23 protein-coding genes, 1 tRNA gene, 1 pseudogene and 2 riboswitches are annotated in these 24,138 nt (G+C 57.7%); of the genes and pseudogenes, 16 read left to right on the forward strand and 9 right to left on the reverse strand.

From position 1 onward, the window contains the following. The first annotated feature begins 17 nt into the window (after positions 1–17). The 3 genes from ABJD00_RS17155 to dacB all read left to right on the forward strand — a co-directional run bounded on the left by ABJD00_RS17155 (position 18) and on the right by dacB (position 2,708). Positions 18–488 (forward strand): MOSC domain-containing protein, encoded by a 471-nt coding sequence (locus ABJD00_RS17155; protein WP_413832886.1) that lies wholly within the window; start codon positions 18–20, stop codon positions 486–488. A gap of 64 nt (positions 489–552) precedes the next feature. Continuing rightward, a complete protein-coding gene (locus tag ABJD00_RS17160) occupies positions 553–1,167 on the forward strand; it encodes a nicotinate-nucleotide adenylyltransferase (RefSeq protein ID WP_413832888.1) in 615 nt (204 codons plus the stop codon). 47 nt (positions 1,168–1,214) lie between these two features. Next, positions 1,215–2,708, forward strand: a complete 1,494-nt coding sequence (gene dacB / locus ABJD00_RS17165; protein ID WP_413832890.1) for a D-alanyl-D-alanine carboxypeptidase/D-alanyl-D-alanine-endopeptidase — start codon at positions 1,215–1,217, stop codon at positions 2,706–2,708. 32 nt (positions 2,709–2,740) lie between these two features. Here the strand turns inward: dacB and ABJD00_RS17170 are convergent, their stop codons facing one another. Next, complete coding sequence (locus ABJD00_RS17170; RefSeq protein WP_413832892.1) at positions 2,741–3,973, reverse strand: D-amino acid dehydrogenase; 1,233 nt, start codon at positions 3,971–3,973, stop codon at positions 2,741–2,743. Positions 3,974–4,034: 61 nt separating this feature from the next. Beyond that, a riboswitch (glycine riboswitch) is annotated at positions 4,035–4,142 on the reverse strand. Positions 4,143–4,158: 16 nt separating this feature from the next. Then, positions 4,159–4,250: riboswitch (glycine riboswitch) on the reverse strand. A 210-nt stretch (positions 4,251–4,460) separates the two neighbouring features. On the opposite strand from ABJD00_RS17170, the gene ABJD00_RS17175 reads away from it, so the two are divergent. Genes ABJD00_RS17175 through ABJD00_RS17190 form a run of 4 tightly spaced genes read left to right on the forward strand, consistent with a single transcriptional unit; the run spans position 4,461 to position 8,820 of the window. Further along, on the forward strand, positions 4,461–5,585 hold the full coding sequence (locus ABJD00_RS17175; RefSeq protein ID WP_413832996.1) for an ABC transporter permease: 1,125 nt from the start codon (positions 4,461–4,463) through the stop codon (positions 5,583–5,585). Continuing rightward, positions 5,582–6,376, forward strand: a complete 795-nt coding sequence (locus ABJD00_RS17180) for an ABC transporter ATP-binding protein (protein ID WP_199913686.1) — start codon at positions 5,582–5,584, stop codon at positions 6,374–6,376. Before ABJD00_RS17175 ends, ABJD00_RS17180 begins: the two co-directional genes overlap by 4 nt. An 18-nt stretch (positions 6,377–6,394) precedes the next feature. After that, positions 6,395–8,173 carry an MlaD family protein gene (locus ABJD00_RS17185; RefSeq protein ID WP_413832894.1) on the forward strand — a complete coding sequence of 593 codons (1,779 nt, stop codon included), beginning with the start codon at positions 6,395–6,397 and terminating at the stop codon, positions 8,171–8,173. Further along, the gene (locus tag ABJD00_RS17190; RefSeq protein ID WP_413832896.1) at positions 8,170–8,820 is read left to right on the forward strand and encodes an ABC-type transport auxiliary lipoprotein family protein; all 651 of its coding nucleotides are present in this window, start codon (positions 8,170–8,172) and stop codon (positions 8,818–8,820) included. The genes ABJD00_RS17185 and ABJD00_RS17190 overlap by 4 nt, the downstream gene beginning before the upstream one ends. Before the next feature lie 3 nt (positions 8,821–8,823). Here the strand turns inward: ABJD00_RS17190 and ABJD00_RS17195 are convergent, their stop codons facing one another. Continuing rightward, positions 8,824–9,225, reverse strand: a complete 402-nt coding sequence (locus tag ABJD00_RS17195; protein ID WP_413832898.1) for a DUF4864 domain-containing protein — start codon at positions 9,223–9,225, stop codon at positions 8,824–8,826. Between the two features lie 64 nt (positions 9,226–9,289). Next, positions 9,290–10,867, reverse strand: a complete 1,578-nt coding sequence (locus ABJD00_RS17200) for a lysine--tRNA ligase (RefSeq protein WP_413832900.1) — start codon at positions 10,865–10,867, stop codon at positions 9,290–9,292. A gap of 145 nt (positions 10,868–11,012) precedes the next feature. Between ABJD00_RS17200 and ABJD00_RS17205 the strand changes: the two genes are divergently transcribed. Further along, positions 11,013–11,438 (forward strand): tellurite resistance TerB family protein, encoded by a 426-nt coding sequence (locus ABJD00_RS17205; protein ID WP_413832902.1) that lies wholly within the window; start codon positions 11,013–11,015, stop codon positions 11,436–11,438. Positions 11,439–11,662: 224 nt separating this feature from the next. Continuing rightward, positions 11,663–13,951: pseudogene (locus ABJD00_RS17210) on the forward strand (glycosyl hydrolase family 28-related protein). Positions 13,952–13,989: 38 nt separating this feature from the next. On the opposite strand, the gene ABJD00_RS17215 reads toward ABJD00_RS17210, so the two are convergent. Further along, positions 13,990–14,643, reverse strand: coding sequence for a hypothetical protein (locus tag ABJD00_RS17215; RefSeq protein ID WP_413832904.1), 654 nt, complete (start codon positions 14,641–14,643; stop codon positions 13,990–13,992). A 105-nt stretch (positions 14,644–14,748) separates the two neighbouring features. On the opposite strand from ABJD00_RS17215, the gene ABJD00_RS17220 reads away from it, so the two are divergent. Beyond that, positions 14,749–15,219 carry a DUF427 domain-containing protein gene (locus ABJD00_RS17220; RefSeq protein ID WP_413832906.1) on the forward strand — a complete coding sequence of 157 codons (471 nt, stop codon included), beginning with the start codon at positions 14,749–14,751 and terminating at the stop codon, positions 15,217–15,219. Between the two features lie 57 nt (positions 15,220–15,276). Here ABJD00_RS17220 and ABJD00_RS17225 read toward each other — a convergent pair whose 3' ends face one another. The 3 genes from ABJD00_RS17225 to ABJD00_RS17235 form a co-directional block, all read right to left on the reverse strand. Next, positions 15,277–15,615 carry a hypothetical protein gene (locus ABJD00_RS17225; RefSeq protein ID WP_413832908.1) on the reverse strand — a complete coding sequence of 113 codons (339 nt, stop codon included), beginning with the start codon at positions 15,613–15,615 and terminating at the stop codon, positions 15,277–15,279. Between the two features lie 202 nt (positions 15,616–15,817). Further along, positions 15,818–16,243 (reverse strand): hypothetical protein, encoded by a 426-nt coding sequence (locus tag ABJD00_RS17230; RefSeq protein WP_413832910.1) that lies wholly within the window; start codon positions 16,241–16,243, stop codon positions 15,818–15,820. A gap of 157 nt (positions 16,244–16,400) precedes the next feature. Then, positions 16,401–16,901 carry a hypothetical protein gene (locus ABJD00_RS17235; RefSeq protein ID WP_413832912.1) on the reverse strand — a complete coding sequence of 167 codons (501 nt, stop codon included), beginning with the start codon at positions 16,899–16,901 and terminating at the stop codon, positions 16,401–16,403. Between the two features lie 452 nt (positions 16,902–17,353). On the opposite strand from ABJD00_RS17235, the gene ABJD00_RS17240 reads away from it, so the two are divergent. Beyond that, positions 17,354–17,974, forward strand: a complete 621-nt coding sequence (locus ABJD00_RS17240; protein WP_413855094.1) for a Fic family protein — start codon at positions 17,354–17,356, stop codon at positions 17,972–17,974. A 5-nt stretch (positions 17,975–17,979) separates the two neighbouring features. Here the strand turns inward: ABJD00_RS17240 and uvrB are convergent, their stop codons facing one another. Further along, positions 17,980–20,178, reverse strand: a complete 2,199-nt coding sequence (uvrB, locus tag ABJD00_RS17245; protein ID WP_413832916.1) for an excinuclease ABC subunit UvrB — start codon at positions 20,176–20,178, stop codon at positions 17,980–17,982. 137 nt (positions 20,179–20,315) lie between these two features. Here uvrB and ABJD00_RS17250 point away from each other — a divergent pair, with 137 nt between their 5' ends. The 5 genes from ABJD00_RS17250 (at position 20,316) to ABJD00_RS17270 (ending at position 22,509) form a co-directional block, all read left to right on the forward strand. After that, positions 20,316–21,008 carry an RraA family protein gene (locus tag ABJD00_RS17250; RefSeq protein ID WP_413832918.1) on the forward strand — a complete coding sequence of 231 codons (693 nt, stop codon included), beginning with the start codon at positions 20,316–20,318 and terminating at the stop codon, positions 21,006–21,008. Between the two features lie 157 nt (positions 21,009–21,165). Beyond that, on the forward strand, positions 21,166–21,477 hold the full coding sequence (locus ABJD00_RS17255) for an ETC complex I subunit (protein WP_108836572.1): 312 nt from the start codon (positions 21,166–21,168) through the stop codon (positions 21,475–21,477). Beyond that, the gene (locus ABJD00_RS17260) at positions 21,477–21,923 is read left to right on the forward strand and encodes a cupin domain-containing protein (protein WP_413832920.1); all 447 of its coding nucleotides are present in this window, start codon (positions 21,477–21,479) and stop codon (positions 21,921–21,923) included. Before ABJD00_RS17255 ends, ABJD00_RS17260 begins: the two co-directional genes overlap by 1 nt. Next, entirely contained in the window at positions 21,923–22,387 is a 465-nt protein-coding gene (locus ABJD00_RS17265) for a GNAT family N-acetyltransferase (RefSeq protein ID WP_413832922.1), read from the forward strand. Before ABJD00_RS17260 ends, ABJD00_RS17265 begins: the two co-directional genes overlap by 1 nt. A gap of 45 nt (positions 22,388–22,432) precedes the next feature. Then, positions 22,433–22,509, forward strand: a tRNA-Arg gene (locus ABJD00_RS17270). 181 nt (positions 22,510–22,690) lie between these two features. Here ABJD00_RS17270 and ABJD00_RS17275 read toward each other — a convergent pair. Further along, on the reverse strand, positions 22,691–23,800 hold the full coding sequence (locus tag ABJD00_RS17275) for a choloylglycine hydrolase family protein (RefSeq protein ID WP_413832924.1): 1,110 nt from the start codon (positions 23,798–23,800) through the stop codon (positions 22,691–22,693). Positions 23,801–24,138 lie beyond the last annotated feature (338 nt).

The following is a 24,138-nucleotide window of genomic DNA, read 5'->3' on the forward strand; positions in this document are numbered from 1 at the left end:
GGTTTGGGAGCGGTGCGGTGAGTGAGTTACATGCGATGATGGCGCGCTATGCGGTGCCCGGTCGGGTTGCGTGGATTGGCCTGCGCCCTATGCGTCGCGCCGATATGGTTGAGGTGGAGGCCGTGCGTGTGACCGGTGCAGGGCCTGAGGGGGATCATGGCCGTCCCGGCAAGCGCGCGTTGACCTTGATGCAGGCAGAGCATTTGGTCGCGATTGGTGCCTTTCTGGTCCGTGACCCGGTGTTGCCTGCACAGATGCGCCGCAATGTGGTGGTTGCGGGTTTGAATCTGGCCGCCTTGAAGGGGCGTGAGGTGGTGCTGGGTTCGACGGTTGTCCGGCTGACCACCATTTGTGCGCCCTGTTCGCGCATGGAAGAGACCTTTGGTCATGGCGGATATGCGGCGGTGCGCGGACACGGGGGGTGGTGTGCCGAGATCGTGCAGGAGGGCATGATCACGCGCGGTGATCTTGTGCGCCCTCTTGATTGACAAACGTGCCCATCTGCTGTCCGGTCCTGCGTCGCAGCCTTTGTGAGCCGAGGACCACGCCCTGATGCGCCACGCCTTTCCCCTTGCCCGACCGGGACAGACCATCGGCCTGCTGGGTGGGTCGTTTGATCCGGCCCATGAAGGCCATGTGCACATCACCCGCGAGGCGATGAAGCGGTTTGGCCTATCCCATGTGTGGTGGCTGGTGAGCCCCGGCAACCCTTTGAAAACGCGTGGCCCTGCGCCGCTGAACCAACGTCTGGTCCGCGCCCGCGCCGTTATGCAAGACCCGCGCGTCACCGTTACAGACATCGAGGCGCGTCTTGGCACGCGCTATACCGCGCAGACACTGTCGGCGTTGATGGCCTGTTATCCGGGCGTGCGTTTTGTTTGGCTGATGGGGGCTGACAATCTGGCGCAGTTGCACCACTGGCAAGACTGGGAATGGATCATGGAAAGCGTGCCAGTGGGTGTGCTGGCCCGTCCCGGCGACCGCATTTCTGCGCGGATGAGCCGGGCCGCGCGCCTTTATGCGCAGTACCGTATTTCGGGGCGTGCAAGCCAGATCCTTGGGCGTGCTGACGCCCCTGCGTGGTGTTTTGTGAACGTCCCTATGTCAGTGCAATCCTCCAGCGCAATCCGGGCGGCCGGCGGCTGGGGTAAGCTTGAGAAAACGTGATGGTTTGAGTGCTTGTTTGACCGAGAAAGCTGAGGTTAGATGCGCCCATGCTCAGATCGGTTTCCAGACGCGTTTTTCTTAGTTTTCTTGCCAGCAGTGCAGCCACGACGGCCTTTGCGGCCCCGCCCGCAGCATCTTTACGCCCAGTGGCGCGCGCAGCTGGCCATTCCAAGAAATCAGCCCCCGGACCAGAGGCCATCATCAATGCGGCTAAACTGGGCGGACGGGTCAGTTACGCGGTGGCGGATGCAAGTACCGGTGCGCGGTTGGAGGTCGGCAACGCCAAAACGGGCACGCCCCCTGCCAGCGTCGCCAAAGCGGTAACGGCCCTTTATGCGCTGAACGTCCTTGGGCCGTCGCATCGGTTTACAACGCAAGTCGTCGCGACCGGGTCTGTGTCGGGTGGCGTGGTTTCCGGCGATCTGATCCTTGTGGGTGGAGGTGATCCGACGCTCGACACCAACGGGTTGGCCGCTCTGGTCGCGGCACTGAAAGACAAAGGTATCCGCGAGGTGCGCGGTGCATTCAAAGTCGCTGAAGGGGCATTGCCCTACGTCAAGACCATCGACACAGAACAACCCGATCACCTAGGCTACAGTCCGGCGGTGAGCGGCGTGGCCTTGAACTACAACCGCGTGCATTTCGAATGGAAGCGGTCGGGCGGGGCGTATGGAGTAACCATGGATGCGCGTTCGGACCGGCTGCGCCCGGCGGTGTATGTGACCAAGATGCAGATCGTGGACCGTCGCGTACCTGTCTACACCTACAAAGACGGAGGGCGCAGCGACAACTGGACGGTCGCCAAAGCCGCGCTGGGCAACGGTGGGGCGCGGTGGCTGCCTGTGCGCAAGCCTGCGCTTTATGCAGGCGATGTGTTTCAAACACTGGCCCGTTCGCAAGGCATCGTGCTGAAGAACCCGAAGGTTGTGAAGAAGGCCCCGCGTGGCACTGTGCTTGTGTCGCGCCAAAGCGATGATTTGCGCAAAATTCTGAAGGATATGCTGCGCTATTCCACCAACATCACGGCGGAAATGGTTGGCATGTCTGCGACGGTCAAACGTACGGGACGGGTTCCGGGCAGCCTTAGAGCGTCCGCCTCGGAAATGAACCGCTGGGCCAATAGCGTCCTTGGCACCTCTGCCATGAAGCTTGTCGATCATTCGGGCCTTGGTGGCAAAAGCAATATGACGGCGGATGACATGGTGCAGGCGCTGGTCAAGGCGCATGGCAACGCTGTGTTGCGCCCGATCCTGAAACCGATTCCGATGCGGGACAACAAGCGTCGTATCCTCAAGAACCACCCCATCACGGTGGATGCCAAAACGGGTACGCTGAACTATGTATCCGGCCTTGCCGGCTACATGACTGCCAAGGATGGGCGGGTTATGGCCTTTGCCATCTTTGCGGCAGACGAGGCCACCCGCTCGCGCATTTCCAAGGCCAACCGCGAGTCCCCCCAAGGCGCGCGCAGTTGGAATGGGCGCGCCAAGGTCATGCAGCAAAAGCTGATTGACCGGTGGGGGCTGCTGTATGGAACCTGAACAAGGCGGAGACTGATCCGCCTGTGGCTGCTTTAGGCTGCGTTTTTCATCCGCGTTGCGTCGATGCTGTCTGCCACCCCTTGCGCGGTTGCGGCTGACAGTGTCCAACCCAGATGCCCGTGCCCTGTATTGTAGAACACGCCCGGCTTTTTACCCGGTCCAACTTTGGGCATCATAGAGGGCAACATAGGCCGCAGACCTGCCCACGGCACGCAGTGCTCCGTCGAGACGGCTGGGAAGAACATCTCGCACCAGTCGCGCAGAGGTTTGATGCGGTCATCGCGGATGTCGAGGTTGTAGCCGTTGAATTCCGCCGTGCCCGCAATGCGCAACCGGTTCTTGCCAAGGCGCGAGGTGACCACTTTGGCCTCATCATCCAGCAGGCTGACCCAAGGTGCTGCTTCCTGGCTGGCGGCATCATCAAGGTTGACGGTGATGGAATACCCTTTGACCGGGTAGATGTTGACCCGGTCGCCAAGCTGTTCAGCGATGGTCTTGCTAGCGACCCCTGCGCACACAACGATGCCATCAAAGACTTCGCTGTTTTTGGCATTGCCTTCTTTCCAGTCCAGCCGGACGTCGGTGCCGGTGTGGTGGATTTCGCTGACGACGGATTTGTAGTGGAAGGTCACGCCCATGTTTTCACAGGCCGCGCTGAGTTTGCGGGAAAAGCTGTGGATGTCGCCTGTGAAATCGCTTTCGGTGTAGAACCCGCCCAGCGTTTCGGTCTGAAGCGTGGGTTCGAGTTTTTGAACCTCTTCTGCCGACACCTCGCGCCTTTCCAGCCCCGCCTTTTCCAGCAGGACGTTGACCCGGCGGGCGTGATCGAATTCGGATTGCTTTTTGTAGACGTGTAGGATGCCGCGCTGTTCCATGTCAAAGTCCATGCCGACTTCGCTCGCGAAATCGAGCAGGTGTTCGCGTGCGGCAATGGCCATTTGGGCTGTGGCGATTGTGTTGGCCTCGTAATCAGGGATGTTGCCCATGAATTCCGCCATCCACGACAGTTTGTGCCAGCTGGGTTTTGGGTTCACCAGCAGCGGTGCGTCGGGATTGAACATCCATTTCATCCCCTTCATCACAGTGCCCCAGCGTGTCCAGACTTCAGCGTTAGAGGCTGAAAGCTGCCCACCATTGGCAAAGGACGTTTCCATCGCCGCGTAGCGGTTTTTGTCGAACACGGACACTGCATAGCCGCGGCGGGCCAATGCGTAGGCGGTGGTGATACCGGTGATGCCGGCGCCGATCACGGCGATATGGGTCATGGTGGGGGTCCCCCAGATGCGACGCAGTTGACAAAGGACGCCCCCGGCGGAATGCCGGATCACGTCCCCATCTGTTGCGTAACCTGAGAGTTTCACGCCGGTCTTCTGGCGCTTTCTCCGTCGGTGGGCTGGGGGCGTCTGCACCCAACCACTCTCCAGATCGTCGATTGCCCCAAAGTTGGGACGCGGCTGGCACGGTTCCTTGTGCCTGAGAGTTTGTCGGGGCGTTGCTCCTTCGGCGGCAGGCATCTGGCCTGCGCTCTCCCATGTCAGCCTTAGCGACTGAGAGGCATATAGGGGGTGTTCTGCCAATCGGTCAATGGATTCGATTGCACGTTTGAGTGCGCCTGCGTGAGCGTGTTGACCGGGACACATATGCCAAGATCGGGCCTCTGTGTTGAGGGGCGTAGCCATCGGGAAATGCTTGGGCTATCAAGGGTGGGTCTGCCCATGGCGGCCCCTGATCCTGCTGCTGGATTTCATCTTTATGACCACCCCGACGCTCGAGTTCGATCAGTCACAGGCCGCACCCGTCCTGCGCGTGGCGGGGCGTTTGGTGATCGCACATCTTGAGCCGATAGCACCAAAGTTTCACGACCTGACGACCAGCGCGAAGCATCTGCAAATCGATCTGGACACGGTCGAAGCGCTGGACACCAGTGGCGCGTGGTTGATTGCCACCTTGATGATGCGTCTTGAGGCCGAGGGCGTCACGGTTGAGATCATCGACGCATCGACCAACCGTAAGGCTTTGGTGGACACTGTGCGCACAGCATTGCCCGACCAAGAGGGTGGCGAAGACCCGCCCCGCGGGTTTGTCCCGTGGCTGGCCAGTATTGGCGCGGCGATGGCGGGTGCGGGTGATGCGGTTGTGTCTTTGCTGAGCTTTGTTGGCGAGGTGTTGTCCCGGTTTGCCTATGGGCTGGTGCGCCCATGGCGTTGGCGTAGCGCGGCCCTTGTCAGCCAGATGCAGGAGGTCGGGTTCAACGCCATTCCGATCGTGGTTTTGATGAGTTTTCTGATTGGGGTTGTTCTGTCCTTTCAGGGGGCGTCGCAATTGCGTCAGTTCGGGGCAGAGGTGTTTGTCGTCGATCTGATCGCCATCTCGATCCTGCGCGAGCTTGGCATTCTGCTCACCTCTATCATCGTTGCAGGGCGGTCGGGCTCGGCCTTTACCGCCTCTATCGGGTCGATGAAGGTGCGCGAAGAACTGGATGCCATGCGCACCCTTGGCCTTGATCCCATCGAAGTGCTGGTGCTGCCCCGGGTGATCGCGCTGATCATCATGTTGCCGATACTGGGTTTCATCGCCAACATCTCGGGTCTGTTCGGTGGTGCGTTGATGAGTTGGATTGAACTGGGCGTCAGTCCCAGCATGTTCGTGACTCGTTTGCAGGAGAACACAGACGTCTGGCATCTGGCCATCGGCATGATCAAGGCACCGTTCTTTGCAGCTATCATCGGGATCGTGGCGTGCTGGCAGGCGTTGCAGGTTAAAGGCTCTGCCGAAAGCGTGGGACGGCGGACGACGACCTCTGTGGTGCAGGCCATTTTCCTTGTCATTGTGGCCGACGCTGTATTTTCGATCTTTTTCGCGGAGTTGGGATTGTGAGCGACAGCCCGGCCACCCGAAACGACCGTGAGGCGGTGATCACTGTGCGGGGTCTGAGGACCCAATTTGGGCCGCAGGTCGTGCACGAAAATCTGGACCTTGATGTCTGGAAGGGTGAGGTGCTTGGCGTTGTCGGTGGATCGGGCACTGGCAAATCGGTTTTGCTGCGCACCATTGTCGGGCTGAACACGCCTGCGGCCGGGTCGATCAATGTGCTGGGCACAGACGTGCTGCATGGCAATCGCGAAGACCGTCTGAAGACCGAACAAAGCTGGGGCGTGGCCTTTCAGGATGGGGCGCTGTTTTCATCGCTTACGGTTTTGCAAAACGTCATGGCCCCGATGAGAGAACACCTGAACCTCAGCCCCGCGCTGATGAAAGAGCTGGGGCAACTCAAGATCAGCATGGCAGGCCTGCCCGCCTTGGCCTGTGGCAAACTGCCTTCAGAATTGTCCGGGGGTATGCGCAAACGTGCGGCTTTGGCGCGCGCACTGGCGCTCGACCCGCAAATCGTATTTCTGGATGAACCGACAGCTGGCCTCGATCCCATCGGGGCGGCGGCATATGACGAATTGATCAACGAACTTAAGCGGTCGCTGGGTCTGACTGTGTTTATGGTGACCCATGATCTCGACTCCCTTTATGCGATCTGCGACAGAATTGCGGTACTGGCGGAAAAGCGCGTGTTGTTTGAAGGGCCGATTGAGGGAATGACAGAGATCGACCACCCTTGGGTGCAAGAATATTTCACCGGTCCGCGTGCGCGTGCGGCCCAAGCAAAGAAAACCTGAAGGAAGCGGCCTGCGGCCATGGAAACCAAAGCCAACTATGTTCTGATCGGGCTGTTCACCCTTGCCGGTATCGTGGGTGCGCTGGGTCTTTTGTTGTGGCTGGCCAAAGTTCAGGTGGATCGCCAGTATTCCTATTACGACATTCTGTTTGAGGATGTGTCTGGGTTGGGCGCGGCCAGTGACGTGCGTTATAACGGTCTGCCCGTGGGGCAGGTGGTTGATCTGGCGTTGGACGACGGCGACTCCTCGCAGGTCCGCGTCAAGATCGAGATTTCGGCAGACACGCCGGTGAACACTGAAACCGTCGCAAAGTTGCAATCCCAAGGGGTGACAGGCGTCAGCTTTGTTGGCTTGTCGGGTGGCTCTGAGACCTCAACGCCATTGCCTAGCAACAGCGAAATCCCGTCAGAGCGCACCGCCCTGCAGACCGTTTTCGAGGGAGCACCGGAGGTCTTGGAGCGGGCGATTGAATTGCTGGAAAACGTCAACGACGTGTTTGACACCGAAAACAAGGATGCCGTTTCGACCCTGCTCGCAAACCTGTCATCGGCTTCGGCGCGGATTGATACGGTGCTGGAAGATTTCGAGTCCTTGTCGGGTGATTTGGGGTCTGCCGCGCGCGAGATTGCGTCTTTCACGGACCGTTTGGACGCACTGGCAGATACGGCGTACGTGACGCTGACGACTGCAACTGGCACCTTGGAAATTGCCAACGAAACGGTGACCCGCGTGGGTGATCTGACAACGGATCAACTGGTGCCTCTGGCCGAAGATTTGCGCACAGCCAGCCAGACCGCCAATCGTGTGATCGACGATGTTGGCGGGCAAGCGAGCGTGATTGCGGGGCGGATTGATGAATTGGCGGTGCGTGGTGGCGTCGTTCTGGATGATGCGAGCCAAGCGCTGGCCACGGCCAATCAGACCTTTGCATCCGCCAATACGGCCATTGAGGGGATCACAGAGTTCACGAACACGAACCTTGTGCCCTTGTCAGACGATTTACGCACAACGACACAGACGGCCAACCGGGTCATTTCGGAATCGGGGACTGAGGTTCAGCGGATCGCGGGGCGGATAGACTACCTTGCAGATCGTGGAACGGTGGTGCTGGACAGTACCGTTGTTGCTTTGGACGATGCTCAGAACACCATTCGGGACGCACGCACCACTGTGGCGCGGGCGAACACCTATATTGACGAACAACTGACCCCCCTCACCAGCGATTTGCGCACAACCACACAGACCGCCAACCGCGTGATTGACGAGGTGGGCAGTCAGGCGTCGGTGGTTGCGGACCGGTTCATCACCTTTGCCGATGATGGCACTGAACTGATCGCGACGGCGGACAAAACCTTTGCCAATGCCGATATCACTCTGGCCGCGATCTACACGGCGATGGAAGATGCGTCTGCCACATTGGCGACTGCCAATTCTACCTTCGAGGTGGCCAATCGCATTCTCGATACTGATATTGATGGGATCGTTGCTGATGTACGTGGTGCAACCACGGCGTTTACCACTACGATCAACAAGACGTCCGCAAGCCTCGACACAGTCACTGAGCAGGTCCTTGCGGCGTCCACGTCCGCTGCAAACCTCACCGCTTCACTGGAAGAGGTGATCAGTAGCAACCAACGCCAACTCTCCGATTTTGTGCGGCTGGGTCTGCCCTCCTTGCTATTGTTTACGGATGACGCGCGCAGTCTGGTGAGCAATATCGATCGTTTGGTCAACCGGATCGAACGCGATCCGGCCCGCTTTTTGTTAGGTACTCAGAATTCAAGGTTCAGCCGATGAAGACGTTTTCCAAATCGTGGCCGTTAGCCCTGATGCTTGTGATGGTATTGCCGGGCTGTGCCGCACTGTCCGGGCTGTCGGCTGCAAGTGTACCAAGTGAACTGTACGTGCTGACCCCGAAAAGCACCTTTGATACGAACCTGCCAAGGCTGCGCTATCAGATCGCCGTTGAGGAGCCGACGGCGACGGCGTCAGTCAATACTGACCAGATCGCCGTACAACCCACGCCGCTACGGGTGCAGTACCTGCCTGAGGCGCGTTGGGTGGACCGTGCCCCGTTGATCGTGCAGTCAGTGATGATCGAAAGTTTTGAGAATTCGGGCAAAGTGCCTGCGGTTGGCAGTTCGGCCATTGGTTTGCGCGCTGATTTTTTGATCGTGACGGACATCCGTGAATTTCAAGCCTTTGTGCCGGCCGTCGACGCGGACGCGCCTCTGAACATTCATGTCCGCCTGAACATAAAGGTCATCGATGCGTTTTCCGATCGCATCATCGCGTCACGTTCGTTCGAGGAAGTTTCACTTTCCGACTCTGACGACGCCAGCGATGTCGCCATCGCCTTTGACGAAGCGCTGGGAGATACTCTGCGGGACGCTGTTGAGTGGAGTATTCGTTCAATCGCGTCTTATGGGGCGCCCCGGTTCTAAGCGTCAGGCGCTGACGCCCGCGCTTTCCAAAAGCTGTACGCCGTTGATTTTCCAACCGTTCTCGGTTTCGAGCATCCGGTAGTCCAGCACGTGCACCTGACCTTTGGCGTCGACGATCTGCACCTTTTGCCAGTAGCTTCCGTTTTCTTGACGCAGCTCCAGATAGGTCACTTCGGTGGGGCGCCAGACCATCGGATAGCCTTGGGTCACCATGCGACCGAAATTCTCGGGCGTTCGGAATATACCGCGGATGTTGGGCGACGCGAATTCGAATGCTTCGGCGAAATTGTCCGCCTTGAACGCGTCAAGTTGGTCGCTGATGACTCCTTCGATCTCTGTGCCTTGGGCCCAAGCGGCGCCAGTCATGCTGATGGCCAGGGCCGCCCCGATTATCCAGTTGTGCATCGCAAATCTCCTTGCTGATGCAAGGATGATAGTGCGGGATTCGAAATGGCCAAGGGCTTGGGGTTTAAGCGACGAGTTCTCCGGCCAGTGCCTGGTCGATCAATGCGATCGTTTCGTCCAATCCGTAAAGCGCGATAAACCCGCCAAAACGCGGTCCCTGGCTGGCGCCAAGCAGGACTTCGTAGAGGGCTGTGAACCATCCGCGCAGCGGGTCAAACCGGTCGCGTCCCACTGCGTAGACAACGGATTGCAGCGCCTCGTCGTCCATAGCGCCGTCATAGGCGGCCAATTCAGCGCGCAGTGCCTCGAGCGCTTCGCGTTCGGCGGCTGTGGGTAGGCGATAGGTTTTGGTGGGTTTCACAAAGTCGTTGTAATAGCGCACCGCAAAGCCGACGGCCTGATCCATGCCGGGATTGGTTTCGGGGCCTGTGTTGGGCGCATAGCGCTGGATAAAGCCCCAGAGCGTGTCCTTGGTTTCCGCACTGCTGACCGAGGCAAGGTTGAGCAGCATCGAGAACGGCACCACCATGTCACTGGCAGGCACGTCTCCCCCGTGAATGTGCCAGACCGGGTTATTGAGCCGCTGTGTTTCGTCTTGCCCCACATAGGCGCGCAGTTGCTGGTGATATTCGTCTACGGCCTTGGGGATCACGTCGAAATACATGCGCTTGGCCGTCTTTGGCTTTTGATACATGAAGTAGGACAGGCTTTCGGTGCTGGCATAGGTTAGCCATTCGTCGATGCTGATCCCATTGCCGGACGACTTCGAAATCTTTTGCCCTTTGTCGTCGAGGAAAAGTTCGTAGCTGTAATGCTCGGGCGGGCGTGCGCCGAGTGTTCGGCAGATCGCGTCATAGATCTTTTCGTTGGTGGCGTGTTCTTTGCCATACATCTCAAAGTCGACGCCAAGTGCGGCCCAGCGTGCGCCAAAGTCTGGCTTCCATTGGAGTTTCACGTTGCCACCAGTGACAGGCAGCGTCCATTCCTTACCCGTCTCATCGTCGAACGTCACGGTGCCATTCACTGCATCCACATGTTTCATCGGGACATACATCACCCGGCGGCTTTCGGGATGCAGGGGCAGGAAGATCGAATAGGTTTGCTGGCGTTCCTCGCGCAGGGACTTCAGCATGATTTTCATCAGGTCATCGTATTTCTCTGCACAACGCAGCAGAATTTCATCGAACTGTCCCGACGCATAAAATTCGCGGGCCGAGACAAATTCGTAATCAAATCCGAAGGTGTCGAGAAACCGCCGCAGCATGGCGTTGTTATGGTGGCCAAAGCTTTCATGCGTGCCGAATGGGTCTGGCACGTCCGTCAGCGGACGCTGCAAATGCTGCTCAAGGCGCTCTGGATTTGGCACGTTGCCGGGCACTTTGCGTAGTCCATCCAGATCGTCCGAAAAGCAGATCAGCTTGGTAGGGATGTCCGAGATCATCTCAAATGCGCGGCGCACCATCGTTGTACGCAGCACTTCGCCAAAAGTGCCGATGTGCGGTAGGCCGGACGGACCATAGCCGGTTTCGAACAGAACATAGCCTTTTTCAGGTGGTGCTTTCTGATAGCGTTTGAGCACTTTGCGCGCTTCTTCAAACGGCCATGCTTTGCTCGTCATCGCACTGTCACGCAAACTCGACATAAGATACTGTCCTAAATTTATGACCACCCGCCCGATGCGGGGGCCAATGTGACGCGCCCCACGGACAGCATCATTCCGCCGCTACCTATTGCGAGGGGGGGCAGGCGTCAATATTGAGGGGGAGTATGAGTGGAAAGGAATACCCATGTCTGAGACCGAACAGCTGAGCCTGACGCCGCAGGATGCTCTTGTGGCGATGATGATCGCAATTTCGGCCTCGGATGAGGACATCCGCACCGCTGAATTGGTCAAGATCAATGCGGCGGTAAACCACTTGCCGATCTTTGCGTCCTACGATCTGGACCGCATGAATGGCGTGGCGCAAACCGTGTTTGACCTGTTCGAACAGGAAGACGGGCTGGATGCTCTGTTTGGGTTGGTGCGTGAAGCGTTGCCGGAGCGCCTGTATGAGACAGCCTATGCGTTGGCCTGCGATGTTGCAGCGGCAGACGGAACGCTTGAAGAAACTGAACTGCGTCTTCTGGAAGAGATGCGGTATGAGCTGAACATTGACCGCCTGCACGCGGCCGCGATTGAGCGTGGTGCACGGGCGCGGCATTTGACGGTTTAATGCCTGTCAAACGCCGCACTTTGCGCATTTGAAGTTACCCTAGAGGGCTATTGCCGAAGTCGAGGGCGAGCATGCTTGCGCCAAACTGGCAGGCAGGATCGCCGTGAGCGTTGCCGGCCTGCTTTTGACACCGCGCGCTCGTCCCACAGCGCGTTAACCATCCATTGATACTTCCCCGTCCCGAACAGGCCGGAGTCCCGGCCCCTGCAAAAAGGGATGTATGGATGAACAAGGCGATCACTGATGGCGTGCTGCTGATGCCGCCGGCCTTTGCGGATGGTTTGGATGTTTGGTCAAGCGGGGACGGGACGCCGGGATCTGATACATACCTGAATGCAGTCAATGCGGCCCTTGTTGTGGCTGATCAGGACTTTGGTGGTTGTCTGGAGTTGCAGAAAACCGATAGCACGACGCGCGTCCGCTACATGGGGCAGATACCCCTGTTTTCCGGCTGCTATCTGCGGGTCACCGCCCGCATCAAGGCAATCAGTGGCAACCTTCCGGACGTGCGTATCGCAGGCTATGCTGCACGCGGAGATGGGTCCGAGGTGAGCGGCGTCAGCACTAGTGGGAGCAGTACAACACTGACCGCTTATGGTGATGTCGTCGAAGTGTCGGCGATCATCGGTGCAGGAAATCGCGGTGGCGTCGATCTGGTCTGGGGCCCGGAGCCGGTTTATGGACATTTTGGGCTCGACCTGACGGGTGCCAATGGCGGCATCGTGCGCATCGACGATATCGAAATTGAAGACACCACCTCGGTCTTCCTGCGCGACATCGTATCCACCGTGGACGTGCGCGATTTTGGTGCTGTGGGCGATGGGGTCACGGATGACAGTGACGCCTTTGACGCGGCCAATGCGGTTGCTGACGGGCGCACCATTTTGGTGCCTGCCGGGACGTTCCGGTTGGAAAAAGACGTTGCCTTTGATCATCTGGTGAAGTTCGAGGGCACGTTGAGCATGCCCGTCGACAAGATGCTGCTCTTGCGCAAAAACTACGACCTGCCGACCTACATCGAGGCATTCGGGGATGAGGGGCTCGCCTTTCGCAAGGCCTTTCAGGCTCTGCTGAACAGCTCGGATCACGACAGTCTGGATATGTGTGGACGTCGGGTGCAGGTGGACGGCCCCATTGACATGCAGGCGGCCGTGCCGAACCGCGATCAGTACAACACGCGACGCGTGATCCGAAATGGTCAGATCGAAGCTGTTGGAGATGGAAACTGGGACACGACGGTCACAACCAGCCAGGCGACCTATTCCACTTCCGACGCACGTACCCTGACCAATGTGACCAATGCCGCAAACATCGAAGTCGGCTCTTATGTTGAGGGTGTTGGCGTTGGCCGCGAGATCTATGTGCGCGAAGTGAATGTTCCGGCGCAGGAAATCACACTCAACGCCCCGCTCTTTGATGCGGTTGGGACGCAGACCTACACGTTCAGCCGCTTCAAATATCTGATTGATCTGAGTGGTTTTTCCAAACTGTCCAAGTTCAACCTGTCCAACATCGAGTTCCAGTGTAACAACAAGACCAGTGGGATCCTGCTAGCCCCAGCTGGCTCGACATTTGAATTGCAGGAATGCTTTATCAGTCGCCCGAAGGATCGTGGCCTTACTTCGATTGGTGGCGGATGTCAGGGCATTCTGATTGACCGGTGCCAGTTCCTCTCTGCCGAGGAAAGCGAAACCGTTGAAGACCGTACTTCAATCGCGCTGAATGTGAATTCCAATGACGCTAAGGTGCGCGACTGCCGTGCCACCCAGTTCCGCCACTTCTTGTGCATGGCCGGTCAGAACCATTTGATCATGGGCAACCACTTTTTTCAGGGCGATGGGATCGCGGGTGGTGTGCGCACAGCGGGCATTGTGCTTTAGGACAACTTTACTGCCAGTGTGATCAGCGGCAACTACATCGACAACTGTTTCGTCGAGTGGACGAACGAGCGTGACCCCACCCCGCAGTTTTCAACCGGCTTTTCGTTCAGTTCCTTCAGCCTGACTGACAACGTCTTTCTGGCCAGCGATGTTGCGGACTGGTTCAGCTATCTGGTGGTCAAGCCGCATGGTAGTGGCCATTTCCTGAACGGCGTGTCTGTGACCGGCAACCGGTTCCGGTCCATCAATGGGACCATGACCCGTGCCGAGCGGGTAGATACAAGCTTTGCCGATCTCGCCTACGATCGGAACCGGTCTGTGTATTTTGGAGGTAACTCCTACCACAACGTTGAGGAACAGGCGTCCAACCCGCTGGTTGTCGCACACGACCAGAACACCAATGCCAAGATCTGGACGATTGGCACGAACAAGAAGTTGCCGTTCGAAAGCTACTGCCAGTTTGTGGATTCCGTGGCGCTGTTCGGAGACATCCGCAATACCTCCAATGCCCGCGTGTTTGAAAATCCGGTTGGAAAGGGTCGGATTGGGGCCGACGAGGATGAGTTCACCTTGGAATTTGCGTCTGAAGTCCGTGGCCAGATTCGTGCAACTGTCCGTATGGACAAGGATTGATATTGACCGCCGGGCAGATCAGTTGGCCTGCCCGGCCCCTAAAACGTGCGCCATAGCCCCAGCTTGAAGGCGAAGGTGCCATCTTCGTTTTCCAAGCCGAATTGATATCGGGTTGGCCCATCCTTTTGGGGCCGCCAGATCACCGAAGGGGCGATAGTGGTTGAGAGGTCGCCACCTGTCTCGCTCAAGAATACCTGCATCATCACCTGGAATCGCGTTGACAGGCTCAATCCTATGGTGCTGTCGAGTTTGTAAGTGGTTACACTGTCCGCCACTTCCCATTCTGTAGCACTGTCCAAAGCTACCCAGCCCGATTTGTCCCCAAGCATAAAGCCGCGGCCGTAGCTGAGCCCTGCATGTAGTAGCGAAGAACTGTCTGGACCCAATGTGCTGCCAACACCGATCTCGTAGGCCAGTTTGAATGAACGTTCGCCAGTTGGGAGGGGTTTGCGTGCGAACACAAAACCTGTGTCACCTCCTGTGCGCTGGTTGAGAATATCTACGTCAATCTTTACCCCAATGGTCAGTTTGGGTCGCAGCCCGTGTGTGAGGTACAATGAGCCGCCCATTTCTCCGAGCTCATCCGTCGTTGTACTAAAGGACAGAAATGTTGTTCCCGCATCGCGCATCCATGCCCCGGAGCTGGCGGGCAACGGAACGCATAAAATGACAATCAGCAGGGTCAGGCGCATCGTTGTGCGTTCCAAATGGTTAATCAAACCTGACTTGGCCGCATCTTGGTTAATATTCGGTTATGATGGCCTCGCCATGCGCGACGGACGGATTACCTGTCCCGCATGGAATTGATCGTCGAAAATGTGCAGTCCTATCCCCGGCCCCCGGCACTGGAGCCGGTCACGCAGCGCGTGCGCGTTATGTTTGGCGGGGAGGTGATTGCCGATACGACAGCAGCTTTGCGTGTCCTCGAAACGCATCACGCGCCCAGCTACTATTTGCCCCACTCGGATGTCACAGCTGACCTAAGCCCCGTTGCGGGCACCTCGTTTTGCGAATGGAAGGGGCGGGCGACCTACTGGACACTGACGGCTGGTGGGATGGTGGCCGAGGCCGCCGCTTGGAGTTACCCAAATCCATCGGCTCGTTTCGCGGCTCTCAAGAATCATTTGGCGATTTATGCGGGTCGGATGGACGCTTGTTTCGTTGGAGCGGTTCAGGTTTTGCCGCAGCCGGGCGATTTTTATGGGGGCTGGGTCACGCCGAATCTGACGGGGCAGATCAAAGGTGCGCCAGGCACACGACATTGGTGATGGCGGCGATCAATAGCGCGCATAAATACTACAAAAATGAACCGTCGGAAGAAGATTTTAGGCGATGCGGGCCATCAGGACCATGGCCAGCAGAGCGCAGCCAAGCCCTGCATATTCGCGTGCATGGAGCACTTCTCCAAACCAGATGGCACCGATCAAAGCCAGAGCCAGCAATGTGATCATGGAATAGGCAACCCCCGCCTGAACCAACGTCACATGGCGCATGGCAAAGAACCAGAACAGGGCGGAAATACCATAGAGGATACAGCCTGCGATCACGAGGGCAGACCAGAACGGTTGACCTCCGTCGGCGGCGTATTTGATGGCGGTGTCACCGATGATGACGATCAGGGCGGTGATCAGGGTAAAGCCAAATCCAAAAAGTATGTGGGTCATGAAAGTCGCCTTTTTCAAAGTCAGTTTGCACGGCGGAGGCAGTCAAATTCTTGAATAGGTTGAGGATAAACCAGCCTCCCCGCCGTGCGAAGTGGGGTATTCCCGACCTCTCGGGTGTGAGCCTGCATCACGCTGACACAGGCCGATTACCGTTATAAATCAATAAAATACGTGGTCACATTAACGGTTTTTGGATTTTGTCTCAGGCGGCGAGAGCCTGCGTACAGGCACGGAATTGCTGCACGGGCTCCGCTGCGCCATCCAGCGACACGGTCACTGCAGAGGTCTGAGTAAAGGCGGTCGCGGTGGAGTTGAACTCGAGCCCATCGAGCACATTGCCGAACCCTGCATCGCTCACGGTGAGCGTTGGGCCATCCGTCTGGTGGCGCTCAGTCGAAATTATGTTGCTGCGCGGCCCGTCAAACCGAATGGAGAAGGCGGGTGATGCGGGCCATCCGCTCGGGCTGGTGACCGCGATGGCATAAAGCCCTGTGGCGTGGTCGTAGGTGACGGCCACGTCTGCGCTCGCCTCAGTGTGGGTGAGGGTGCAGATCGGGGTCGGTGTGAACTCCCACGCGGCGGCGGGAGAGGCGAGAAAGAGGAGGGGGATCAGGTAGCGCATGATCATTATGTAGCGCTGTTGATGCGCCTGACCACCGTACATGCGCGCGGAACGCCGTAGGGTCGTGCAACTTCCCTGAACGTGAATGTCAGGTGCACCTGAGCCGTCCCAGATGCACCGACAAGGCCGGGGCGGTGGGCAGACCGCCCACCTTAGGCTCGCATTACCCGCCGATTTGTTTCTGATTGCACTCACGCGCCATTTCGATGGCTTTCTTGGTGCCCGACAGATCTACGATGAAGGAGTACTCTTTTTCCGGAAAGATGAGCATCTCGTATTGCTGTGCGATGTCTTCGACGAATTGGGGGCTATCGCTGAGCACATAGCCGCCCGAGTACCCTTTGGTGATGTTGCCGCGCATGCCTTTGGATTCGCCAGCATAGACATTGTCGCCGATCAGGATGGCAATTTCGCTTGTCTCACCGGCTTTGATGTCAGTTTCGGCCTTTGTGAAGATGCCGACGTAGCCGACACTGCGGTCTTGGGTCAGCCCCATCTGGACAACGTTTTCGGCGCTGTCGACGGCTTCGATCAGACAGGATTTCTTTTCCACGTCCACAAAGACTTTCCAGCCTTCGATTTCTCCGTATTTCTCGAAGGTGTCAGCAGAGGCGGCTGTGGCAGCTACGCAGGTGGCAGCGATAGCGAGGGCGAAACGTTTCATGAGGTGGCTCCATTTGCTGGATTAGGGGGGCATTCTCGCTCAGGTCGTTAGGGAAGACAAGGTTGGATGGAGGGAGGGGAGTGGCGTCCTACAACATGCTTTTAAAAGGCACAAACTTCCGTTTGAGTCTGATCGTTGCAACAATGACTCGCTTGAGCGTCATACCGCGACTAAGCGTCTGCTTCTTGGAAAAGTGGATGACAATTTACCAAGTGCAAACTGGATTAGTTGTATTACGGGTTACTTAAAGCCCGCCGGAGGGAGAAATATGACAAGCATATCAACAGCGCCCGCGCTGCTTGAAAGGTTATCTGCAGCGGCGAAGCAAACATTGTCCGAGCGCGAAGTGCGAAACCAGCGCATTTCCTTCATCATGAGCACCGTCAATGACGAAAATATTACGCAAGCCCAAGTCGAGAAGGTCGTCAAACACAGTGAAGGCAATTAAGTAATTGATTTTGTTCGACCTGACGGGAGGCGAAGCTCATCCAACCTACCCGAAGTTTGAGATTGAAAATGGGTCTCGGCAATATGATTTTCTGAGGTCAGCAGTTGAGGCAGCTATAGCAGTTCAGCGCCCGTTCCTATCTCAAACCGTTTTGAAAGCTTTGAATTACCACGCGATTGCTTGCCTTCACACTAGTGCAGGCCTTTACCGCCCTTGCGAGGTTTCGGTAGGTGACTATAAACCGCCTCCGATGTATCAACTGCCTGATTTGATGGATGATTTTGTAAATCAGGTAAACCGTCATTGGGTTGAACAAGACCCACTTGTTCTGGTGGCATTTGTTCTTTGGAAGTTAAATTTTATACACCCGTTCAACAATGGAAACGGCCGAACCGCTCGAGCGGCTTGCCTTTTTGTATTGTGCGTTAAGTTGGGCGGGTGGTTGCCAGGTTCTCCGATCTTGCCGCAACTTATCCGCAATAACCGGGATGAATACGTTGGTATTATGAAAAGAGTGGATGCCAGTGCGCTATCGGGCAATCTCGATCTGACGGAGCTTCATGTTTTTCTTGGCAAGCTATTGGACGAACAAATTAAATCTGCTGAACCAACCTCTGAAAACTAGTGGCGTCACCGCCCCCGCCGCTTAACATTGCCCCCACGCTGCCCAGCGCGCCCTGCGGTACTCCGACCGCCTGCTTTTTGGGCATCGCCCACCGCTTTCTCCACCGCATATTGCCGTGCCATTGGATCATCGGCCACCACAAGGTCCACCGCTTCCAGCCGTTTGACCTCATCCCGCAAACGCGCCGCCTCTTCGAATTCCAAATTCTCGGCCGCTTTGCGCATGTCTGTCCGCAACCCGTCCAACACGGTTTGCAGGTTGCCGCCCGCAAGCGGGTTGTCGATTTTGGCGGTGACGCGGGATTGGTCTGTGTCCCCTTTGTAGAGACCCTTGAGCACATCCTCGACGTTCTTTTTCACCGTGGTCGGCGTGATCCCGTGTTCTTCGTTGTAGGCCATCTGCTTGGCGCGGCGGCGGTCGGTTTCGGCGAGGGCACGCTCCATACTGCCGGTCACTTTGTCGGCGTACATGATCACACGGCCATCAGCGTTACGCGCGGCACGCCCGATGGTTTGCACCAGTGAGGTTTCGGAGCGCAGGAACCCTTCCTTGTCCGCATCGAGGATCGCGACCAGCCCGCATTCTGGGATATCCAGCCCCTCGCGCAGCAGATTGATCCCGATCAACACGTCAAAGGCCCCAAGCCGCAGATCGCGCAGGATTTCGATCCGTTCCAGCGTGTCGATGTCAGAGTGCATGTAGCGGACCTTGATCCCCTGTTCGTGCATGTATTCCGTCAGATCCTCAGCCATCCGCTTGGTCAGCGTGGTGCAGAGCGTGCGCATTCCGTTGGCGGTGACTTTCCGCACTTCGTCCAGCAGATCATCGACTTGCGTTGTGACGGGACGGATTTCGACCATCGGGTCGAGCAGACCTGTGGGGCGGATCACCTGTTCGGTGAAAATGCCGCCCGCCTGTTCGAGTTCCCACGACGAAGGTGTGGCAGACACGAACACCGATTGGGGGCGCATGGCGTCCCATTCCTCGAACTTGAGCGGGCGGTTGTCCATGCAGGAGGGCAAGCGGAACCCGTGTTCGGCCAGCGTGAATTTGCGCCGGTAGTCGCCTTTGTACATGCCCCCGATTTGCGGCACCGAGACGTGGGATTCGTCGGCAAAGACGATGGCGTTGTCGGGGATGAATTCGAACAGGGTCGGGGGTGGTTCGCCCGGTGCGCGGCCCGTGAGGTAGCGGGAATAGTTTTCGATGCCGTTGCACACGCCCGTCGCCTCGAGCATCTCAAGATCAAAGTTGGTGCGCTGTTCAAGCCGTTGTGCTTCGAGCAGTTTACCGTCGTTGACCAGTTGGTCGAGGCGGATTTTGAGCTCTTCTTTGATCTTGATGATGGCCTGGGACATCGTTGGTTTGGGTGTGACGTAGTGGGAGTTGGCATAGACGCGGATGTGCTCCATCACGGCCGTTTTCTCACCGGTGAGCGGGTCGAATTCTGTGATGCTTTCGAGTTCCTCACCAAAGAAAGACAGCCGCCACGCGCGGTCATCCAAGTGTGCGGGGAAGATTTCGAGCGCGTCGCCCCGCACCCGGAACGTACCGCGAAAGAACGCCTGATCGTTGCGTTTGTATTGCTGGGCGACGAGGTCGGCGATCACTTGGCGCTGGTCGTATTCCTTGCCGACCTTCAAATCCTGCGTCATCGCGCCGTAGGTTTCGACCGACCCGATACCGTAGATGCACGACACCGACGCCACGATCACCACGTCGTCCCGTTCCAACAGCGCCCGCGTGGCCGAGTGGCGCATGCGGTCGATCTGTTCGTTGATCTGGCTTTCTTTTTCTATATAGGTGTCGGATCGCGCCACGTAGGCTTCGGGCTGGTAGTAGTCATAGAAGCTGACGAAGTATTCGACGGCGTTGTCGGGAAAGAAACCTTTGAACTCGCCATAAAGCTGCGCGGCCAGCGTTTTGTTGGGCGCAAGGATGATGGCGGGGCGCTGGGTTTGTTCGATCACCTTGGCCATGGTGTAGGTCTTGCCCGTGCCCGTGGCCCCAAGCAGCACCTGATCGCGGTCCCCTGCCAACACCCCGGCGCTCAGTTCTTCGATCGCTGTGGGCTGGTCGCCTGCCGGCTGGAATTCGGTGTTCATGCGCAGGGGCACACCGCCTTCAAGTTTGAGGCGGGTGCGCACATCCTCGGCCGGATTGGAAAGGAATGTGTCGGGGGAATCGGTGTGTACGTGGGCCATGCGCCTAACTTGGCGCTTGGGCGGGCCGGTGCAAGGGGGCGCGGTGTGGATGCTGCCAGAAACTGACAGGGTGCCGCGCGTGCTTTTCTTTGTGGCAGGTCGCCGCTAGCCTGAGTTGAGAAAGCGGAGGGCACAGTATGATCGAAGAACCCAAGACATTGACCATCAGGGCGCCGCAGCGGCGACCCTCTGCGGCACAGATTGCTGCCTTTCAGAACGTGCCGACCGGGTTCGTTGTGGATGCCATGTTTGGGGCTGGATCGCTGGCCACGCAGATCGTGCCCATTCCCGGACAGGATGTGCAGGTGGCTGGACCCGCGCTGACGGTCGACAACCGGCCCAGCGATATTTTGGCCCTGTTGGGTGCCCTTAAGTACATTCGGGAAGGCGATATCGTTGTGAACGGTTTTGCGGGCTTTCAGGGCTGTGCGGCGGCGGGGGATCGTGTGTCGGGCATGATGCAGAACTGCGGTGCCGCGGGTTTTGTCACGGATGGGCCGATGCGCGATCTCGATGGCATTCGCGCGGTTGGCCTGCCGAGTTGGTGTACCGGGTTGAACCCCGGGTCGCCCTATTCAACAGGGCCGGGTCGGGTTGGGCTGCCTGTGCCGATTGGCGGCCAGAGTGTCGAAACCGGGGACATGATCGTGGCAGACAAAGACGGGGTCGTCGTGGTGCCTTTTGACATGCTGGATCACATCATTGGGCGGTTGGATGCGGTGGCCGCACTTGAACATGATATGGATGCCCAAGTGGCCGAGGGCCTTTGCGTTCCCGATGCAATAGAAGAGATGTTGCAGGATGCCGACAAGGTTGCGCATGTGACCTGATTGAGTGCGGCGCGGTCCGTTTTGCGCGGGTCGTGACAAATGCATGGGCAAAATGCGTAAACCGCGGCGGCGCAGCGGGGTTGATGCACCACGCCCGCTTGGCAAATCCGCAGCAGCTTGCCATAAGGGCGTGACACTATTCTTGGAGCGTTACCACATGCGCGCACGCATTTTTCAACCCGCCAAAACGGCCATGTCCTCGGGCACGGCCAAGACCAAGCACTGGGTATTGGAGTTCGCACCTGCCTCGGCCCGGTCGGTTGACCCCTTGATGGGATGGACATCGTCTGATGACACGCAGGCACAGGTGCGCATGAATTTTGACACCAAAGAGGCCGCTCTTGATTATGCGTCCCATCACGGGATTGATGCCGCGGTGCAGGAACCCAACAAACGGCGCGCCAACATCAGGCCCGGCGGATATGGCGAGAATTTCGCGACCAGTCGCCGCGGTGCTTGGACGCACTGATGGGCGGCGCCGTCCACGCACCGTCTGGATCCGGGGAAACCAACAGCGCGTTTGGTCTGCCGCGCCGGTTCCACGTTTCCGGAAACGACACCTCTCCGTCCGTGTGGGAAGAAGACATACCGAACGGCGCCGGGCCGCCGCGCCACATTCACCATGCGGCCACAGAAATATTTGTAGTACGTTCGGGCCGGTTGCTGTTTGAGGCCGATGGCGTTCAATTCGAAGCGGGTCCGGGCGATACCGTGACGATTCCGCCCGGCACTGTGCATGCATTCAAGGGCCTTGCCCCGGAAGGGTCGGTCGCGGTGATCGTCCTGACACCTGGCGGAGGGGATGCGTTTTTCCGTCAGGTTGAATCCGAAGGACTATCGCCGGAAACGGATATGCCTCGGATTGCCCAGATCGCCTCGGAAACCGACCTCGAGTTTGCAGGCCCGCCCTTGTGATGTCGGCGATGCAGGTGTCGCGCGCGTCGGTTGAAAACGCGGATGTTCAGGCGCTGCTGCTCCGCCATTTTGATCTCATGCGGGCAAGTTCCCCTGAAGAAAGCTGTCATGTGATGGAACCGGGTGCCTTGCTGGAGCGCGGGGTGACACTGTTTGCGGCGCGCGACAGTGGTGCGGTTCTGGGCGTTGGGGCGTTGGCACAGATCGACGCAGGGCATGGCGAGTTGAAATCCATGCACACCGCCGCCGAGGCCCGAGGGCGTGGCGTGGCCCGCGCCATCTTTGCATCGCTTTTGGATGAGGCCCGCGCGCAGGGCCTGACTCGCGTCAGCCTTGAAACCGGGAGTGCCGAGATGTTTGCCCCGGCCCGCGCGCTTTATGCCGTGCACGGGTTTGAGGAGTGCCCACCTTTTGGCAGCTATATCTACGACCCGCTGAGCATTTTCATGACACGCACGCTTTGAGCCTCTTGCCCCATCGCGATTGCTGCGGCATGAGTGGGCCAGCGCGGTCCCGTAGCTCAACTGGATAGAGCACCTGACTTCTAATCAGGATGTTGAGGGTTCGAGTCCTTCCGGGATCGCCAGTCTTCCTTGTCAAAAGACTGATGACTTTGACTGTTGCAGTTTCGACCAATTCAAAAAGAGAAATTGGCCTTGGCGCCGAATGCGTCGACGGTTTGTTCTTATCCCAGAGCAGTTCCAGGTCGGCACTGCGTTCAGCGGCGTGACAAAACGTTCTTTTGTGGCCTAAGCCGCGCTCAGAACTTAGAAGTCAGAGGTGCGGTCGACAGCTACAAACCCGCTCTCCATCGTAAGCACAGAAGGTTCCTCCATCCCGCTGACCGCGGCACGAACGTCGACCATCTCAACCGCCTGCGTGTTGTAGGTTTTGTAATAGTATGCACGATTGGCGGTGTCGGCTGCAGAGGACCAGACGGTGTAATCAGTGTGTACGCCACCCGCACCGACATCTCGGATTGCTCCCTTTGGGATGTCGAAGGCGTTCAAGATGTGAAAGGCCTGAAACACAGCATCGTCAGATGTTGAAGACGGCAGTGCAGAGTTGGCGAACGCAACAGCGCGCACAAAGCGTGACGGTGAGGAGAAGTCGCCGGGCAGACCGACCATGCCGCTGCCCTGTCCGAACGCTGGTAGTGACAAATCACCAACCGAGATGGCCTCTCGGTTTTCAGCCTGAAGACCGATATAGTTGCGCAGGTTGGTCAGGTGCCAATCATATGATGGGTTGTTTGTAACTGCGTTTACAGAGTTCTCGTGAACGGTCAGGCCTTCAGCGGTATACTGGATCACGATCGCTTCGCCGGACGCATCAACAACCGAATAGTGAAACGGTGCAAAACCATTGATGACTTCGATATGCGTGCCAACGACCTCAATCGTTGGCAAAGCAGCGCGAACTTCTTCGACGGTGCTAAACTGGCCCAGAATCCAGTTTCCAAGTTCGTCTGAGGATACGGCGCGATCGCGATTATCTTCTGTTGCCTCTCCAAATACAGCGGGGCCGGCAAAGTAGAATGCACCGAAATAGAGGCCTTCGGTGTTCAGACCGTCAAACACAACTGGGTAATCAAATGCGTTGGCGCCGAGAAATCCGTATTGTGCGGTAAACGTGAAGCCACTTTGGTCAGCATCAAGTGCCAGTGTCTCGATTTCTGTGCCGGCCGGCACCGCATAGATGTTTGATTGGATATCGAACCCAAATTCCATTGTTCTTGCGGGAACGGTACCACCGTCTTCGGCATGAAGAACAATCCCGGTGCAAGCGAGCGCCTGCCCTGCTGCAAGAGACACGCACACTGACAGCGTAAAGGCTCGCGATAGGAAGCGAAGAGGTTTGGCTAAGCTTTTTGGCATCGTGATAGATACTTAATCCACTGTCCAGTTGAGGAAACCTAGCCGCCTGAAAAGCGAGGTCAACACCGTCGCCATTTGCCAAGGCCATTTAATATTTAGCATCTGGGAGTACCAAAAAACCGGGCTCCTTGCTTTCTCCAACGAACAGTGCGGCGCGCCATGAAACAACGCGCACTTTCAACGAAGCATAGGAAAAGTTGACTTACCCTCAAGAATGGCGTGCTTGTTTCGTCGGAGCTCGTGCCGTGAGGTGCCTGCGTCAGAAACGCTCGGTGCGTGGGACATACTTCGTGACGCTACTCCACAAGTTCGCCGTGGTTTTAGGGGCGATCAGGTCA

Source organism: Tateyamaria sp. (assembly GCF_039945315.1).
In the GTDB taxonomy this organism is placed as follows: domain Bacteria; phylum Pseudomonadota; class Alphaproteobacteria; order Rhodobacterales; family Rhodobacteraceae; genus Tateyamaria.